Origin of the sequence: Lactobacillus kalixensis DSM 16043, assembly GCF_001434335.1 — a bacterium.
Lineage (GTDB): Bacteria > Bacillota > Bacilli > Lactobacillales > Lactobacillaceae > Lactobacillus > Lactobacillus kalixensis.
Genome location: NZ_AZFM01000014.1, coordinates 1 through 16,065, shown reverse-complemented (window position 1 = coordinate 16,065; position 16,065 = coordinate 1). Strand labels below are relative to the sequence as shown.

15 protein-coding genes are annotated in these 16,065 nt (G+C 35.5%); 5 read left to right on the top strand and 10 right to left on the bottom strand.

Features of this window, described 5'->3' with window-relative positions; genetic code table 11:
- Window positions 1–8: 8 nt before the first annotated feature.
- The 3 genes from FC46_RS05275 to FC46_RS05265 all read right to left on the bottom strand — a co-directional run bounded on the left by FC46_RS05275 (window position 9) and on the right by FC46_RS05265 (window position 2,892).
- Entirely contained in the window at window positions 9–674 is a 666-nt protein-coding gene (locus FC46_RS05275) for a response regulator transcription factor (protein ID WP_057798633.1), read from the bottom strand.
- A 4-nt stretch (window positions 675–678) separates the two neighbouring features.
- A complete protein-coding gene (locus FC46_RS05270) occupies window positions 679–1,290 on the bottom strand; it encodes a GTP pyrophosphokinase (RefSeq protein WP_057798579.1) in 612 nt (203 codons plus the stop codon).
- 129 nt (window positions 1,291–1,419) lie between these two features.
- Complete coding sequence (locus tag FC46_RS05265; protein ID WP_057798577.1) at window positions 1,420–2,892, bottom strand: APC family permease; 1,473 nt, start codon at window positions 2,890–2,892, stop codon at window positions 1,420–1,422.
- Between the two features lie 194 nt (window positions 2,893–3,086).
- Here FC46_RS05265 and FC46_RS05260 point away from each other — a divergent pair, with 194 nt between their 5' ends.
- Both FC46_RS05260 and FC46_RS05255 read left to right on the top strand, forming a co-directional pair.
- Window positions 3,087–5,195, top strand: a complete 2,109-nt coding sequence (locus FC46_RS05260; RefSeq protein WP_057798575.1) for a putative ornithine decarboxylase — start codon at window positions 3,087–3,089, stop codon at window positions 5,193–5,195.
- Between the two features lie 142 nt (window positions 5,196–5,337).
- The gene (locus tag FC46_RS05255; RefSeq protein ID WP_057798573.1) at window positions 5,338–5,622 is read left to right on the top strand and encodes an HU family DNA-binding protein; all 285 of its coding nucleotides are present in this window, start codon (window positions 5,338–5,340) and stop codon (window positions 5,620–5,622) included.
- A gap of 55 nt (window positions 5,623–5,677) precedes the next feature.
- Here FC46_RS05255 and FC46_RS05250 read toward each other — a convergent pair whose 3' ends face one another.
- Both FC46_RS05250 and FC46_RS05245 read right to left on the bottom strand, forming a co-directional pair.
- Window positions 5,678–6,562 (bottom strand): alpha/beta hydrolase, encoded by an 885-nt coding sequence (locus FC46_RS05250; protein ID WP_057798572.1) that lies wholly within the window; start codon window positions 6,560–6,562, stop codon window positions 5,678–5,680.
- A gap of 26 nt (window positions 6,563–6,588) precedes the next feature.
- A complete protein-coding gene (locus FC46_RS05245; protein WP_057798570.1) occupies window positions 6,589–7,263 on the bottom strand; it encodes a type 1 glutamine amidotransferase in 675 nt (224 codons plus the stop codon).
- 98 nt (window positions 7,264–7,361) lie between these two features.
- Here FC46_RS05245 and FC46_RS05240 point away from each other — a divergent pair, with 98 nt between their 5' ends.
- The 3 genes from FC46_RS05240 (at window position 7,362) to FC46_RS05230 (ending at window position 9,902) form a co-directional block, all read left to right on the top strand.
- Entirely contained in the window at window positions 7,362–7,688 is a 327-nt protein-coding gene (locus FC46_RS05240) for a heavy metal-binding domain-containing protein (RefSeq protein ID WP_057798632.1), read from the top strand.
- Window positions 7,689–8,470: 782 nt separating this feature from the next.
- Window positions 8,471–9,130, top strand: a complete 660-nt coding sequence (locus FC46_RS10325) for a GGDEF domain-containing protein (RefSeq protein ID WP_236702294.1) — start codon at window positions 8,471–8,473, stop codon at window positions 9,128–9,130.
- A 67-nt stretch (window positions 9,131–9,197) separates the two neighbouring features.
- Complete coding sequence (locus tag FC46_RS05230; protein ID WP_057798568.1) at window positions 9,198–9,902, top strand: EAL domain-containing protein; 705 nt, start codon at window positions 9,198–9,200, stop codon at window positions 9,900–9,902.
- 53 nt (window positions 9,903–9,955) lie between these two features.
- Here FC46_RS05230 and FC46_RS05225 read toward each other — a convergent pair whose 3' ends face one another.
- The 5 genes from FC46_RS05225 to FC46_RS05205 all read right to left on the bottom strand — a co-directional run bounded on the left by FC46_RS05225 (window position 9,956) and on the right by FC46_RS05205 (window position 15,935).
- Window positions 9,956–10,759, bottom strand: a complete 804-nt coding sequence (locus tag FC46_RS05225; RefSeq protein WP_057798566.1) for an EAL domain-containing protein — start codon at window positions 10,757–10,759, stop codon at window positions 9,956–9,958.
- Window positions 10,752–12,050, bottom strand: a complete 1,299-nt coding sequence (locus FC46_RS05220) for a glycosyltransferase family 2 protein (protein ID WP_057798564.1) — start codon at window positions 12,048–12,050, stop codon at window positions 10,752–10,754. Before FC46_RS05220 ends, FC46_RS05225 begins: the two co-directional genes overlap by 8 nt.
- Before the next feature lie 4 nt (window positions 12,051–12,054).
- Window positions 12,055–12,543, bottom strand: a complete 489-nt coding sequence (locus tag FC46_RS05215) for a hypothetical protein (RefSeq protein ID WP_057798562.1) — start codon at window positions 12,541–12,543, stop codon at window positions 12,055–12,057.
- Between the two features lie 244 nt (window positions 12,544–12,787).
- On the bottom strand, window positions 12,788–14,953 hold the full coding sequence (locus tag FC46_RS05210; protein WP_057798560.1) for a hypothetical protein: 2,166 nt from the start codon (window positions 14,951–14,953) through the stop codon (window positions 12,788–12,790).
- Window positions 14,954–15,308: 355 nt separating this feature from the next.
- A complete protein-coding gene (locus FC46_RS05205) occupies window positions 15,309–15,935 on the bottom strand; it encodes a TetR/AcrR family transcriptional regulator (RefSeq protein WP_057798558.1) in 627 nt (208 codons plus the stop codon).
- Window positions 15,936–16,065 lie beyond the last annotated feature (130 nt).

Below are 16,065 nucleotides of genomic sequence, written 5' to 3'. Positions count from 1 at the left end.
CTCCTCACCTACTCTGTTAACTTAAAGCTGCCACCTTTTGAGCCTTCAATTCTCACCTTACTTTGAATAAATGCGAGTTTTTGTCGTAAATAAGAAATATATAGCCATACTACCTGGTCATCAGCATCTGGATCACCATTCCAAATATGAGTTAAAAGTTCCGCACTAGAAATTTCTTTTTCCTTATTAAGCATCAAGTAATTCAGTAATTCTGTTTCTTTATTAGCTAACCTAATTGAATTTTGACTGACTAATTCTTGCTCAGGATTATTTAAAGTTAAATCTCCATAAGTCAGTTGGTCAGTAGAATAATCATCTGCACGTCTTTCACGTGAGCGCAAGCGAGCAAGTAATTCTTTTAATGAAAAAGGTTTGGTCAAATAGTCATCAGCTCCAGCATCTAGCCCTGTTACCTTATCATCTACTTCCGCTTTGGCTGTTAACATCATCACATAAGTTTTATTACCCATTGATCTAATTTCTCTAAGAGCTTCAATCCCGTCCATTACTGGCATCATGATATCCAAGATTATCACGTCATATGCGCTTTTCTTGACTGCATCAACTGCTTCTTGACCATTGAAAACAGCATCAACATTATAATCAGCAGTTCCTAACGCAGTTTGCATAACATGGGATAATTGTGGTTCGTCTTCAGCAAGTAAAATTTTCATCATATTAATTCTCTTCTCTAATCAAATTTCGAATTGTTTGCATACTTACATCACAGGAAGCAAGTTCATCAGAAACACGCTTAAGTTCTTTAGAAATCATTTTTTCATTTTTAACTTCGTGCTTATACTTCATTTCGTGTTCCAAGCTTGCCCAAGTATCCATAGCAATTGTTCTCAATTGAATTTCAATATAATAGTGCCCTGGTGTCTCACCATCAACATCTTCTTCAGGAACTTGCATGCTCAAAATGATGTGGTAAGATCGATAACCATTTGCCTTAGCATTGGTGATATAGTCCTTTTTCTTCACAATATCAACATCAGGCATCTGATCAATTAAATCGATGCATTGATAAATATCGTCGATAAAGTTGCAGACGATTCTAAGACCAACACTGTCGCGGTTTTCACGCAAAGCTGAGTGAGGAGTAAGCGGTAAACCTTTGCGCTTACACTTTTCTTCCATACTTTTTTCAGACTTCACCCGACCGATTAAGTGCTCAAACAGACGTTGATCAGTTTCTTTTTGATAAGAAGTGTTTAAATTGTTGAATCTCGTTAGTAATTCATTCAAGATTTCATCTAAGGTATCTTGATATTTGCCATATATGTTCATTTAAATCTCTCCTACTCTACTTAGGTTGCCATATAAATATGAAAAGACTGTGATTTTTTCAGTAATTATAGCAAAAATTCACCAAATATAAAAAAGCTCTTGAAGCAAAAAATTCAAAAGCTCTTCTAATTAATCGATACTACCTGATAATTCCTTGTTCTTTTCGTGTTTACGAAGAAGCGGCAAGATAAAGCCAAGCCCGAACAAGACAATTACCGTAATAATGTTCAAGATAAGTTGGTGGTTAAATGCAAAAGTTCCAAATTCTACGTTCTGTGGTACAAAGCCTAAAGTGGCACAGATGAAAGTGAAGATTAAGCACCACCAACCTACAGTCAAAGCACCAGTTCTATTCTTAATAAAGACATAATCTGAATGATACTTCTCTTGGTGCATTCTCATTGCGATGAAGGCAAAAAATACCCAACAAGTCTTATATGGTGAAATAATTCCGTTAACATTTAATAACCAGTTATAGATAGTGTTGATGTTAGGTAAAGTTCCAGTTAACAAAAGTAAGAACAAACTCAAGCCTACAGTGAAAGTATAACTGTGGATTGGTCGACCATTCTTGTTCTTCTTAGTAAGCCATTTTGGCATAAACTTTTCGCCAACATCTCCAGCAAATACACGGCTTGATGCATCAAGTAGCACTGCTAATTGTGCCATCATGAAGAGGGCTTGCACAACAGCAAAGATATACATCAAGAGTTTGCCTACACCCAAACTTTCACCAAGAAGTTGGAATGCATAGTAAGGACCGTTCATCTTGAAGTCGTGTGGAATGTGGTGGGCGTTAAAGAACATGGACAAGGCTAAAGTACCAAAGATGGTAAGAAAACCAGTCATGATTGCAAGCATCCACATTGCCTTAGGGAAGTCACGTTTAGGATTCTTCATTTGAGAAACATAAGGTGCGGCAAGTTCAGCACCAGACATTGCAAAGATCAAAAGTCCAGTAGTTGAGAAGTAATTCAAGCTAAATGATGGCTTAAATGCACCCCAGTTAAATGGTTGTGTTGCAATATGGTGACCGTGCATAACTGCCCAAGCTGCAAGTAAAACAAAGAGCATGGACATAATGAACATTGCCCCACCACCAAGTAGTGACAAGATTTCTAGTGAGTTCTTCAATTTGTTTTCAAGTAAGATGAAGACCAAGATAATAACGAAGGTCAACATCCCGAACCAGAAGGTTGACATCTTCTTATCTAAACTGTTATCACCGAAAATCATCCAACTGAATGACACGATAACTGAGTTTGATACGTCAACAATGTAAGGCACACTCTGCACCCAGTACATCCAGGAAGTCCAGTAACCTAAAGTATCATTAGTACTGCGCCTTACCCATGAAGCAAGTCCACCTTCTTGATTGTCGAAGGTTAAACTCATTTGTGCTGCGATCAATGCGTAAGGTATTACGTATGAGAACAGCAGGAAAATCCATGAAATTACTACTGAAAGACCTTGGTTTTGAAATGGGTAAAAGATGTTTTCAAAACTGATAATCGTAACAAAGTCGATCAAAGCAATAACTGGCCAAGCCATGTAGTGTTTTTTGCCTGGCGTTAAATCCGTTAAAATATCCTCTTTATCCAAATTTTTTCCTCCCAAAAAATAACCGAATTTCAACTCAAAATCCAATCATTTGGTGGCTTCAATGGCATGTGTGAACACGTCATCGCGATTATCCCTCCCTATTTTAAAAAAACGCTTGTTTAATTCTATATGAATTACTACAATGTTTTCAAGGCTTTTTTTATTAAGATTGCACAAGTTGAAAGGAGATTTTAATGGATTTTCTAAAAATCGCTTTTGGTAAAAACGTTAACAATGTTAATTTACCGGACTGGCAAATAATTACATTTAATAAGCAAGTTGAAATATCTGAATTAGCCGCAATTGTTTTAAATAAAAATGATCAAGACGAACTTAACTTGGCAGAGCAATTAACTAAAGAAACTGGCTTAGATGTTCCGCTTGTTCAAGTGAGCGATGAATTATCTAAACAAGATCAAGAAACTATTATTAAGAAAGCAACTGAGTACACCGAAAAGATGGTTCCAGGCTTCTTAACCGACTTGATTGATTTTGCCGAAGCTCATCCAACTAGCTTTACTACTCCGGGTCACCATAACGGTCAATATTTCGAGAAGCACCCGGCTGGCGTAGTCTTAAACCGTTTCTTTGGACGCAATTTTATGTACGCTGATACTAGTGATACTGTAGCCGAACTTGGCGATACGATGACTCATGGCGGAACACCATTAACAGCTGAGCAAAAGGCAGCTGAAGTTTACAACGCTGACAAAGTTTACTTCTGCACTAACGGAACTACTAGCTCAAATTCAATCTGTGCCAGCGCTATCTTAAGAGAAGGCGATCTAGTATTGTTTGATAGAAACAACCACAAGTCTCTTTATAACAGTGCTTTGGTCATGGCTGGAGCTAAGCCAGTTTACATCCCTACTGACCGCAACCCACTTGGCTTAATCGGTGAAATGAATCCGGCCTTTTTAAATGAAGAAAAATTGCGTGAAGAAGCCGCTAAAGTTGATCCTAAAAAGGCTAAGTCAAAGCGCCCATTTAGATTAGCAATTGTTCAAGCTGAAACTTACGACGGTGTTTTCTATGACGCAAAATGGATCATCGACCGTATTGGCAGCCTCTGTGATTATGTCTTGTTTGACTGTGCTTGGGGAGGCTTTGAACAATTTGTGCCAATTATGAACCATTTATCTCCATTAGAGTTGAATTATGGTCCAGACGATCCCGGTATCTTAGTAACTCAGTCTCTTCATAAGCAACAAGCTGGTTTTGCCCAGACTTCTCAAATTTTGAAGAAAGATAAGCACTTGAAGGGACAAGATCGCTATGTTGACCACAAACACTTCAACAACGCCTACCTTAAGTTTGTTACTTCCAGCTATTCATACCCAATCTATGCTTCTTTGACTGTTAACGCTTATTTAACTAGCGGCAAGGGCAATAAGATCTGGTGGGATCAAATCTTAAGAAAAGGTATTAAGTGGCGTAAAGACCTACTTAAAAAATCGAAATTGTTTAAGCCACTTGTGCCTGACGATTACTTAGAAATCAGCGATGATGACTTAGCAACTAACAGTAAGTATTGGGACTTAAGTAAGAACGATGCCTGGCATGGCTTTACTCAAATGGATCCCGGCGAAGCAATGCTTGATCCATTAAAAATCACTGTTATCACTCCAGGAATCGATGTAAAGAATGCTAGATATGAAGAATCAGGAATTCCAGGCGCAGTTGTTGCCAAGTTTTTGAAAGAAAAACACATTATTCGTGCTAAAGATGATTTGAACTCTCTTCTTTTCTTGTTAACCCCTGGCGATACTCAACAAGACCTAGATGAATTAATGGCTGCCTTTCTTGAATTTGAAAAACTCTATAATGAAGATGCTCCGCTTGACAAAGTTTTACCAAGTTTAAGTCAAGAGTTTCCAGAACGCTACAAAGGTTATACTTTAAAGCAGCTTTGTCAAGAAATTCACGAATACTACAAGAAAAATAAGACTTTCACTTTGCAAAAAGAATTATTCAATAAGCCTCATATGCAAAATTATGAAATAACTCCGCGTGTGGCCGATCAAGAATTCATGAAGAACCGTAGTGAACTCGTCAACTTAGACGATATTGTGGGACGTGTTGCTGCTGAAGGTGCCCTTCCTTATCCACCAGGCGTCTTCATTGTTGCACCAGGAGAAAAGTGGAGTAGAATTGACCAGACATACTTCCAGGTCTTAGTCGGCGCAATCGAAAGTTTTCCTGGCTTTGTACCGGAAATTCAAGGGGTTCACTGGGAACAAAACGCTGCCGGTAAGATCAATGTTCAAGCAGAAGTACTAAAAAAGTACAAAAGTGATAAATAACTCGCAAAAATTGCATTAAATCAAGCTTTTGCTGTTTCAAACTGCAAAAGTTAATGGTACAATTAATGAACGTAAAGGCCGATAGCATGACATTTTTTCCGGCCACAACAAAAAATATCATTAGAAGAAAGAGGTTTTTAATATGGCATCAGTAAATAAAGCTGAATTAGTTAAGGAAATCGCTGAAAAGACTGAAATGAAGAAGAAGGACGCAGAAGCTGTTTTAGCTGCTGTAACTTCATCAATTCAAGAAGAATTAGTTAAGGGTAACAAGGTTCAATTGATCGGTTTCGGTACTTTTGAAGTTCGTCACCGTGCTGCACGTAAGGGCCGTAACCCTCAAACTGGTAAGGAAATTACTATTCCTGCAACTCAAGTTCCTGCATTTAAGCCAGGTAAGGCTTTGAAGGAAGCAGTTAACAAGTAAGATTTCTTGATAACGAAACTAAAAGACGACGTTCTTAATTGAGCGTCGTCTTTTTTTACCATAAGAATTGAATTATACGTGAAGCCACTTCAGGATTTTCAGTTAATTTACCATGTTCAGCACTTGAGCCTAAATATTTAGCTTCTTGATAAGAGCTGTTTGCCACAAGATAATGTAAGGTCATTGACGAAATATTCTTCACTACCCCATCACTGCCATTACCAGTATCACCATAGATGTTGAGAACTGAAACGGGATGCTTTTGATAAACCTTCCTTGCTGGAAGCATTTGCTTATATGTGGCATTCATCTTGCTCGGTTTACCATTAGCATCAATCGTCAAATTAGCTGGGTTACGGTACTCCTTTGGCAATTGCTTAAAGTCAGCACCATCGAAATGCCCCGCAATGTCTACTTGCTTCACCAGACGCGGCATGTTAGGATTGTTCCCATTCTTGAGTTGGTAATGAATGATAGACATGTTACCTAGAGAATAACCAATCATGTTCACGGTCTTGATACCATATTTTTTCTGCAATGCCTTCACCACGTTAGTGGCATAGATGCCGTTTTGTGCAAAGTTGGTTTGAAAATTATCAGCGTAGTTAACCTCAATTAATGGATTAACCGCATTCTTTTTGATTTTACCAACTAGCTTTACCTTGCCGTTTTGACTAACATTAGCACGAGTGACGCTGTTAGTTGCGCCAGATTTTTTAGCATAATTAGCAATATATTCTTCCGTCTTATAGCTACCAAGCAGCCCATGGAAAAATAGCGTTGGTGTGCTTGATAATTTAGGTTTCACCTTTTTAATGGTTCTAGTCTTAGCAATTGCTGATTGATTATTTGAATTATGTTGTCCAGCATTTGAATTACTGCAGGCAGCCAGAGTAAAAACTGCTGCGATTGTAAATAAAAATGTAGTAAGTTTTTTCATAATACAAATAATTATACTATTATTTCCTATCTACGTTTAGTAATGTAATTCAAAATCTTGAACATTACTTCCTTATTTTCTTTAGGTACACCATATGCAATAATCTCTTCACCAGTCTGATGTAAATCATTAGCTTCGAGGGGATATTCACTATCGTTAACTGCAATTTCTCTAACGTTGTCTTCTTCTGGCTCAAAGTGAAATTGCAAGCCAACCACATTATCCTTGTATAGGAAGCCTTGATTTTTAACCAAATCGCTTGAGAAGAGTAATTTTGCACCATCTGGAATTTCAAACATTTGCTCATGCCAGTGAAGTGCAATTAATTTTTCGGGGATGCTTGAAATAGTTTTGTCTTTTAAGTAAACAGGTGCCCAGCCTACTTCCTTATGAGGAGCGTCTAAAATATTGTAGCCTAAGGTCTTAGCAATTTGTTGGCCACCAAAACAAGCACCGATAATTGGCTTATTTTGATCAAGTAATTCTTGAATTAAAACTCTTTCCTTCTTAATCCAGTCTAAATCATCATTAGGACTCATTGGACCACCAAGAATTACAAGCATGTCAGTTTCATCACTGGTTGGCAACTTGCCAAAGGTCTCTGGATGGTAAACATAGAATTCGTCGCCATGTTCATCAGCCCATGTCTTAATTGAACCTGGTCCTTCGTTAGGTGTATGTTGTAAAACGTTAATACGCATTAAAATATCCTCTTTTTAAATAAATTATGTTTCATTATAACCCCAAATCACGTATAATTAGGCAAAAAATAGATAGTATCTTAAGAAATGAGGTAGCGATTATGAAGGAAATTCTTATTACCACTACTGAACACATCCCTGGCCACAACTACGAGATTATCGGTGAAGTGTTCGGTGTAACCACCCAATCTAGAAATGCCATTTCTGACATCGGTGCAGGACTTAAGAGCATCGTCGGTGGAGAAATTAAAGGTTATTCCAAAATGATTGAAAATTCACGTGAACAAGCCATCCAACGTCTTCGTGAAGAAGCCGATGAAAAAGGCGCAGATGCAATTGTGATGATGCGCTTTGATTCGGGTTCAATTGGTACTGACATGCAATCTGTTGTAGCATATGGTACTGCAGTGAAGTTCGTAGATTAATTAAAAATTTTAATGAAAACAAATCCAGGATCAAACTACAGATCTTGGATTTTTGTTTTTCTGCATTATTGTTGTGCAGTAATGAAGTAATTTTATTTATAATAAGCTTTTAGTAATAAAATTATAAAAAGACACTTAGATATGGCTACAGAGCTTTAAGCAAAGCTTTCCAAGTGTTTTTTTATTTTACAAGAAAATAGTATTGACGTATAGTATATTTTTGGATTATAGGATCCGATTCTTATTACTGAATTCTGCTTATTAGCAGAGCTTTAATTCGAGGTTAAACAATGAATTTATTTGTTAAGCTATTTTGTTCAACTGTTTTCCTACCAGTTATTTCGATTAGCATGATCATTGCCCAAATCACACTAGAGAGCACGTTTGATCCTAAAAACGATGGCTGGAATATAAAACCGTTATATGCGATGTGCATTACACTTTTCTACATCTTTCAAGAAGCGTGTATTGCTGATCTAACTTATTTCAATTTACATATTGTAACTTTTATGTACTTAATTCCGGTTACTATGTTACTTCGCAACCGGAACAGACTATGGTGGTGCCTACTAGCAATAACACCAGCTATTACCATTAGTCTTGAGTATTATTTGCAGTTGTATCAGTTTATTAATTTTAAAGCTTCACTGATTCAAATATTTTTAATTTTACTAGTATGTTTTATCTTACTTAAAATCAAAAATATGTCCTATTACCTCAAATATGCGCTAGGAATTTATTTTACGGCAATCACCCATATTATATCGATTAGCATGAATAATATGTTTTCTTGGTCTTATGTATTAGTATTTTTCCTAGGAACTACTTTTACAATTCTTGCCGAATTTCAACGCATGCACAGTGAGCGAGATAAAGATGAGCGAATGGCAAAACTGCACTATGAAAGTATCAGAGACGACTTGACTGGATTACTCAACTTCCGTGCTTTTGATAAAGAAATTAATTCTCTATCGCACGATGTTCAAGACAACGATACCTTTATCGGCGTTCTTGATATCGACCATTTCAAGAAAATAAACGATACATACGGTCACTTAAACGGAAACATCATCTTAAGCGATTTTTCTAAGCGACTTAGAGCAGATATTCATTATAATTTTGATCCACATTGTGCAGTTTACCGGTTTGGTGGTGACGAATTCTCATTCGTCATTTCAACTTCAAAGCCACAAAATATGATTGATCTTTTACAGAAATTTGAAAATTATTACAAAACTCATCCTGTTACTATTTCTAATGGGACCAAAGTCACCTTTTCTTTCTCATGTGGTATTACTCGACACTTAGTTGGAGAAACCTACAATAAAGCTTTGGAGAGAGCTGATAAATTAGTTTATCAAGCTAAGAAAAATGGTCGTGGACAAATCGTTGTCGATGATTACTTGAAAGAAAAAACGAATAATAACAATATTGACCATTAATTGAATGGAATTTTATGATTGAATATAATTAAGAAGATTTTAAAAAATTGATCTTAAGGAGTAAAACATGACTGAATGGCACAACGTCTTCCAACCGATTTACTACATAGATAAAGATATGAATCCGACAATTTCACATTACGAAATGCTGCTTCGTGATAAAGACAATCGTTTTCCAATTAATGACTTCTTCAGAATTATTAGAACTGAAGAAGATAACTTACAATGGATTGAAGCAGAACGAGCATCTTTAGACAGGTTATTTGCTCTTCATCCAAATGTCGATGTGAATTTAAATATTGAACCAATTCAATTTGCTTTTCCTAGTGTTTGGGAATTTCTAGATGAATTGTATAGCAAATATGGCAACAATATTGATATTGAAATTACTGAACGTCAGCTTCAATCAGGAACTCTAGGAATCAGAAGTTTCGATGAATCTTTTAAACGAATTAAGAAAATGGGCTTCAATATTAGTCTTGATGATGTGGATTCAGGTAATAACAGTTTTAGCTTCGTTTCCCACCATGCAGACCTAATTAGTAGTGTTAAACTTTCACTATTAATCTTTGATGATGTAAGTATTGATACAAAAATCAAATTTATTGATGCTTGGATCGCTTTCGCTAAAGAAAAGAATTTAGATATCGTTCTTGAAGCGGTTCGTACCAAGGAAATTGCTCAACGCTATTGCGGTGATGATCATATTTTTCAGCAAGGTTTCTATTGGCATAAATATATGGACGTCGAAGATGTAAGAGATACTCATTAATTTAAGGTATAGAAATAAGAGCTTAGGAAACCTAAGCTCTTTCATTTTACACATTATTCAATCTGCGTTGGTTTTTGATACAAATAACCTTGCCGGTAATCAATCTTTAATTGCTTTGCCAAGTCATCCTGGTTCTGCGTTTCAACTTTACCCAGCACAATATTCAGATCATACTTTTTAAGTTTCTGCTTCCATTGCCCCAATGTAACGTCAATCCAGTGATTTTCTGACTTATTGAAAGCGGCTGCATCAAATTTTATATCACTTATCAATGGCAAAAACATATCTATCTTCTTATAACAAAAAGTTGATGAATCAACACCTTCAATAGAGATTTCAATGTCAGTATATTTTCGATCCAAAATTTTCAAGATTTGAATCAATCGACGTTTCTTCCACCAATTAGATTGCAACACATCCCTTGCATCCAGTTCAACAACGATTAACTTATCAGGAACAATTCCTTGTACCCAGTTCAAAAAATTCTCTGAGCGATAATCTAACAACTGAGAAACAGTCATGTTAATAGCTAACATTTTAATTGAATTATCAAACAGCTTAGCTTGAGCTTCGATCGCCTCTGCCGCCCGGTTTAAAGGGAAATTTTCAACACCATATGGAAGTTGCCACTTATTATCCTGAGCAGAATACTCTCGAAGAAGTAGCTCATATCCAGTTGGATGGTTACTTTTATCATAAATCGTCTGGCCAAAATACTGATATTTTTGATGGTAGTCCTTGTCCTCATCGATACCAATTTTCCGTTTATAACGAACATACGCTTCGATACAGAAAAAAATACAGATCGCAGTAAACACCAGAAAGATAATTACTAAGATTCTTATCATATTAATCATTGTTCACCTTCCGTTTCGGACTGACCCACTTTCCACTCCCCTTACCACTGATCGTTTTAATTGCTTGGATAAAAGTCATAACAATAGTTGTGGGATTAACTAACCAAGTAAAAATTAGATAAATGGGAGCAAAACGCAGATATTTTCTTTTAGCACCGTGGAAATCCATTATTAGTGCAGCTAACACTTGAATAATACCTGCAATCATCTGAAAGTTCACAAAAATAAAGCTCATGACAAAACCATGATAAACACGCTCATAATTACCTTGTAACGCAAAAACAATCATTGATATGATGAAAATAATCATCGAAATCCAAAAGAAAAAGGACCAAATAATTGAAAGAGTAACATCTGTCATCATCGGCATAATGAAACGATTGCGCCAGGGATGTTTAACTACTTTCCAAATATTAGTCATCCAAACTTCAGTGCCTCCCTGTGCCCAACGTTTTCTTTGGTGATACAGATCCTTTAAATCTTCAGGAACATTCATATGAAATACAATATCTGGAGCAAACTTAGGAGTTAAATTATTGAAAGTATGATCCCAAGCAATACTAATATCTTCGGTAGCTCGATCTTGTCTAAAACCACCAACTGAAATCAGAAAATCTTTACGATACATCGTATTTGCACCACTGTAGGCATACATCGTATCGTTCAAGGCCGTCTGACTGCGTTTAATAATCCCAACGATACTTGAAAACTCCACAGTCTGCGATTTTCCTAAAATTGTGGAACGATTATAAACATCCATATTGGCAGTAATCGCTGCATAATTTAACCCTTTCGGACTCATGAAATAGTACATGTATTTACGGAGCGCATCCTTTTCAGGAATTGTGTCGGCATCGTTACTCAGAATGTACTCTCCCTTAGCAAAAAACATTCCAATGTTGAAAGCATGTGCTTTACCCGAATTCTTCTCAATTCGAATCACTCGCAATTTAGGATACTTTGTTTGTAATTCTGCTAAGATCTCTGGTGTTTTGTCAGTACTGCCATCGTCCATTACCAGAATTTCATAATTATGATAATTTAATTTCGTAAGCAAAAACATTAATGTATCCCGAATCACGACTTCTTCGTTGTGAGCCGGCACCATGATGGTAATGAATGGTTCATGATCAAGCTTTATCTCTTCTACTTCAGGCAGTTCATTTTCTCTTTGAAAAAGAACATAGGCAATCGTTCCCCAGACCCAAAACATAGAGCCAATGATGGGATACAAACTAAGGATTATCAAAACGACAACCCCAGCTACGTAAAAAAATTCATTCCAATCCATTATTCTACTTTTCCTTAGCTTCAATCACGTTCTTAAAGACGTCTTTGGCAATATTTTGTTCCGGTTTAACAGTGTAGTTTCGTACACTATGACGATATTCAATGTTACCGAAACGCGCTTCCATATAATCTTCAATTCGTTGCCGCTTTTCCATATTTTCTTTAACGTTGTACATTGGCCATTTGGTAACCAACCCGCGGGCGCGTTGAGCTTGAACGTAACCAAACGAAATACAAAATACTGCAATCATGGCTACAGCAAATAAGAGGATCACTAAAAGCAGATTTATCATGTCATATCCTTCTGAGTAATGCCAGAAATAGTAACCATATCTACCATGAGTCTGGTGAGCAATGTAAGTTAAAGTTGTAATAATGCAAGGAAGAAAAAAGACTATCCAACTAAAAATCATCACAATAGTCTGTATGATCTTTAACCAGATATGCCCTTTTTCAAAATAACTGTCATAGTAGTTATTTTCATCAATATTCATTTTTCAGTCTCTTTTCTACAGGAACTATATCTTAATTATCTATATTGTAACCATTTATTCTATATCTAATATAAGATAACAGCTTTCTGAAATTCTGTAAATAAGAGATATAATGTATAGATTTCATTTTGAGTTTACAGCTCTAATCTATAATTGTTTGCGTTAAATCTTTTAATCTGAAATTAGGCAAAATAAAAGCATGAAATTATCCGAATTTTAGATAACTTCATGCTTTTTTATCAACTTACTCCATAGACCATTCAAGAATGGCTCTAACAGAAATGTGTCGTACCTTCCCAGTTTTAACATCTTGTGCCTTAATAAATCTGTTCAACTCTCCTGGAAGAAGCGAATCACACATAAACTCTTCTGCCTTTTCTTCATTAGCAAATTGCGTAGTGTAATACTTACCTGATTGGGTAATCAAAACAAGACGTGAATTACTATCATGTTTATCTTCAACAACTTGTTCAGGCTCTAAATCTGCTTCAGGAGTTACTTCAGCTGGTTCAGTTGCTTGAACCACTTCTGCAGTTTCTTCTACTTCAGAAGTTTCAATCTTTTCAGGCTCAGTCTTTTCTTCACCTACTTCAGCCTTCGAAACTATAACTTCAGTAACTTGTTCAACTGTCGGCTTCTGAGCAACAGTTGGAGTTGCTACTTCTTCAGGTTCAGTAGTTTGCAAGATCTTAATGCTCTTATCTTTAGGAATTTCTCGCTTCACAACCACACCACTACGGTTAGTTCCAAAACGATTAAGCAAATCTTTAGTTCTACTATGCTGCATAATTGGTTTTCTCTCTACTTTATTTTTGATGATCTTAAGAACATTTTCACCATAATACTTATTAAATGACTTGTAGCCGGTATTCACAATCATCCCTGCTACTTGATATACACTCAGATCGACAATTTCAGCAATATCCTTTGCTCGATAAAAATGATAGCGTCTATTTACTTCTTTAGCTAAAAACTCTGTATTGGCTTGTTGAATCTCATGTAATTTATCAATTTCTGTACCAGCAAATTTCATATCTTCAATATTTACTTGATCATCAATCGGAATCAGCATATCTTGCCAAACTAAATTGTCAATCCAACTAACTGGAAACTTTAAATATTGTGCTAATTCTGCACCAGTATAAGTAGCGGTGCTATCCCAAGCCTTATCAGTTGTTCGTAAGCTGGACGGAATAATATCATTCTCTCTAGCCCAATCAAAAAACTTCTCGAGACATTTTTGTCCAGATTTTGTCTGAATATTATCCGGGCGGTTGTCAATATATAATAAATACCCGGCTAGTGCTTCTGCATCCTGTGGGATCATCTTCATTTCATCCTTAATATTATCATCAATTGTAGCAGCTTGAATTTCAAATAATTGTTCATGTTTTTGACTACCAATTGCTTTAAAATTTATTTTACTATCTTCTGGAACTAATCCAATTGCGGCTAGTTGTTCAGGATACGGAATAATAGTTGATTTCGAAATTAATCTACCGTGTTCATTAATTACTTTATTAAGGCTAATTGTTGGTTCAAAAGTAATTTCATCATCTTGAAAAATTCTTTTAGCAAATACACTTTGAACTTCAGCAGTATAAGTTTGTAAAGCCTTAGATACTAGAGGAAGTGGTGCTGCATTAACAATCTTTTCGTCATTAATTAATCGTTCTTGAAATTTATTATAACGACTTGGTTGATACGTACAACTAACATGTCCCGCTAATTCTTCAACAGAGTCAGGATTAAATTCTCCAATTTCATACTTATCTCTAGCTTCCTGTCCAGCAGTTGAATTTTCCATATCTAGCACCCAATCATCGCCACGTTCATAGTTACTAATGAGGGTCTCAGCTTTAACTTTTCCAGTAAAAATACCACAATTTAAAATTACAGTTGCGCCAAGTCCATATTTACTAATTCCACTTGATTCGTATGGCACAACATAACTAATTCCTTCAATGTAATCACCTACACTTAATTTTTGATTATTTTTCTTCACTAGCATTTTGATTGCAGTCACATTAAGCCAAATATGGTAATCAAATAATTCTTCATGATCTTCAGTTGCAATCTTATCAATTAAAATAGAACCTTCGAGTTTATCAAACTTATTTGGAATAGTAACATCACTAACAATTCCAATCCAATGAACAGGAATATGAGCATCGTAATATGGCTTGAGTCGAATATGCTTAGAATTATTATGTTGATATTGCTCTAGCTCAGTTTTAATCGTTTTTCGTCGAATTTTATTCAGTGCAGATTTTTGTCCCTCCTTTTTAACTTCATCAAAACTTGCAAAATTTAAATGTAAATGATTGTCATTACCGATATATGTTGTACGCTCTGCTACTTGAACTTTACGCCTACTATGTAATAATCTTTTCGTTCGTTTTGCTTTCATTAAAACACCTCTTCTTTCTTTGTTTCGTAAAAAATAAAATAAAATAAAATATTTTAATTTATTATTAACCTGAATTTTAAACCTTTGAAAACATAATTTCCAATTTTCAACAGTTTCAATTTTATTATTGCATGAAAGTGGAACAAATTTAGAAAAATGACAAATTTGGGCGAAAATTTGACGGATTTGGTATTTTTTACGGCTCAGGAAACAAGTTTCTTTTTTATATTCAAAAAAGACGCAAGCTATGAAAAGCACTACGTCGACAATGAATTAAAAATTAAAGTGTCTTAGTAAAACATACTTGGTCCTACACTCGCAGACACAGGCATAATTTCTAGACAGCGCATTCTTTTTAATTTTCTTTAACCAAATCTAACATTGCCATAGCTGGAGATTTTACTTGAACTGTCCCTAACAGTTCTTTAACATTTTCTAAACTCAGAGTATCCTTATGATTTAACCAATAGCGCAAGACATCAATAATATTATCAACATAGATAGTAGTGAAAATTTTAAAATAATCCGATTCCGAAATATTATTATCAATCTCACCAACTAACATTGGAACCCGTACCCCAAATTCATTTCTAGCAATATGTACTACCTGCCTTGAAAAAGTAATGTCGCCATTTGATGAAAGAAGTGCAGAGATCAATTCACTATTTTCATCGCAGTAATTTAAAATGTGATCAAACGCAAAACTAGCATAGCCAGCAATTTCTTCGATACTTCTTTTTTCTATTCCTTCAAGTGACTTACGATCTTGCTCAAGAGCATCCTCTACTTCACCTAAAATATCATTCTCAAGTTGAGAGATAAAATCTTGTTTATTTTTATATAGATTATAAAATGTTTTTTTACTGACTCCAGACTTCTCAACAATCTCTCTAACTGAACATTGATCCAACTTTTCAGTACTTAATAATTCAATCAAACCATTAATAATCCTACTTTTTGTATTCGCTATACGTATATCCATAAAATCATCTCATATTTATTTCTTTCTATTTATTTTAGTTTCTACAAGCAAAATTTACTTTTTACACCTTTAGCTGAAACTTGAAAGCACTAAAATACACCAGAACCCTCGTCGGTTCTGGTTTTTCCTT

What these genes read in the sequence shown, in the direction of transcription:
- FC46_RS05210 (WP_057798560.1), bottom strand. Translation starts at nt 14,953, where the DNA reads ATGAAAGCAAAACGAACGAAAAGATTATTACATAGTAGGCGTAAAGTT.
- FC46_RS05250 (WP_057798572.1), bottom strand. Translation starts at nt 6,562, where the DNA reads ATGAAAAAACTTACTACATTTTTATTTACAATCGCAGCAGTTTTTACT.
- FC46_RS05245 (WP_057798570.1), bottom strand. Translation starts at nt 7,263, where the DNA reads ATGCGTATTAACGTTTTACAACATACACCTAACGAAGGACCAGGTTCA.
- FC46_RS10325 (WP_236702294.1), top strand. Translation starts at nt 8,471, where the DNA reads ATGTTTTCTTGGTCTTATGTATTAGTATTTTTCCTAGGAACTACTTTT.
- FC46_RS05270 (WP_057798579.1), bottom strand. Translation starts at nt 1,290, where the DNA reads ATGAACATATATGGCAAATATCAAGATACCTTAGATGAAATCTTGAAT.
- FC46_RS05225 (WP_057798566.1), bottom strand. Translation starts at nt 10,759, where the DNA reads ATGATTAATATGATAAGAATCTTAGTAATTATCTTTCTGGTGTTTACT.
- FC46_RS05220 (WP_057798564.1), bottom strand. Translation starts at nt 12,050, where the DNA reads ATGGATTGGAATGAATTTTTTTACGTAGCTGGGGTTGTCGTTTTGATA.
- FC46_RS05230 (WP_057798568.1), top strand. Translation starts at nt 9,198, where the DNA reads ATGACTGAATGGCACAACGTCTTCCAACCGATTTACTACATAGATAAA.
- FC46_RS05275 (WP_057798633.1), bottom strand. Translation starts at nt 674, where the DNA reads ATGAAAATTTTACTTGCTGAAGACGAACCACAATTATCCCATGTTATG.
- FC46_RS05260 (WP_057798575.1), top strand. Translation starts at nt 3,087, where the DNA reads ATGGATTTTCTAAAAATCGCTTTTGGTAAAAACGTTAACAATGTTAAT.
- FC46_RS05255 (WP_057798573.1), top strand. Translation starts at nt 5,338, where the DNA reads ATGGCATCAGTAAATAAAGCTGAATTAGTTAAGGAAATCGCTGAAAAG.
- FC46_RS05205 (WP_057798558.1), bottom strand. Translation starts at nt 15,935, where the DNA reads ATGGATATACGTATAGCGAATACAAAAAGTAGGATTATTAATGGTTTG.
- FC46_RS05215 (WP_057798562.1), bottom strand. Translation starts at nt 12,543, where the DNA reads ATGAATATTGATGAAAATAACTACTATGACAGTTATTTTGAAAAAGGG.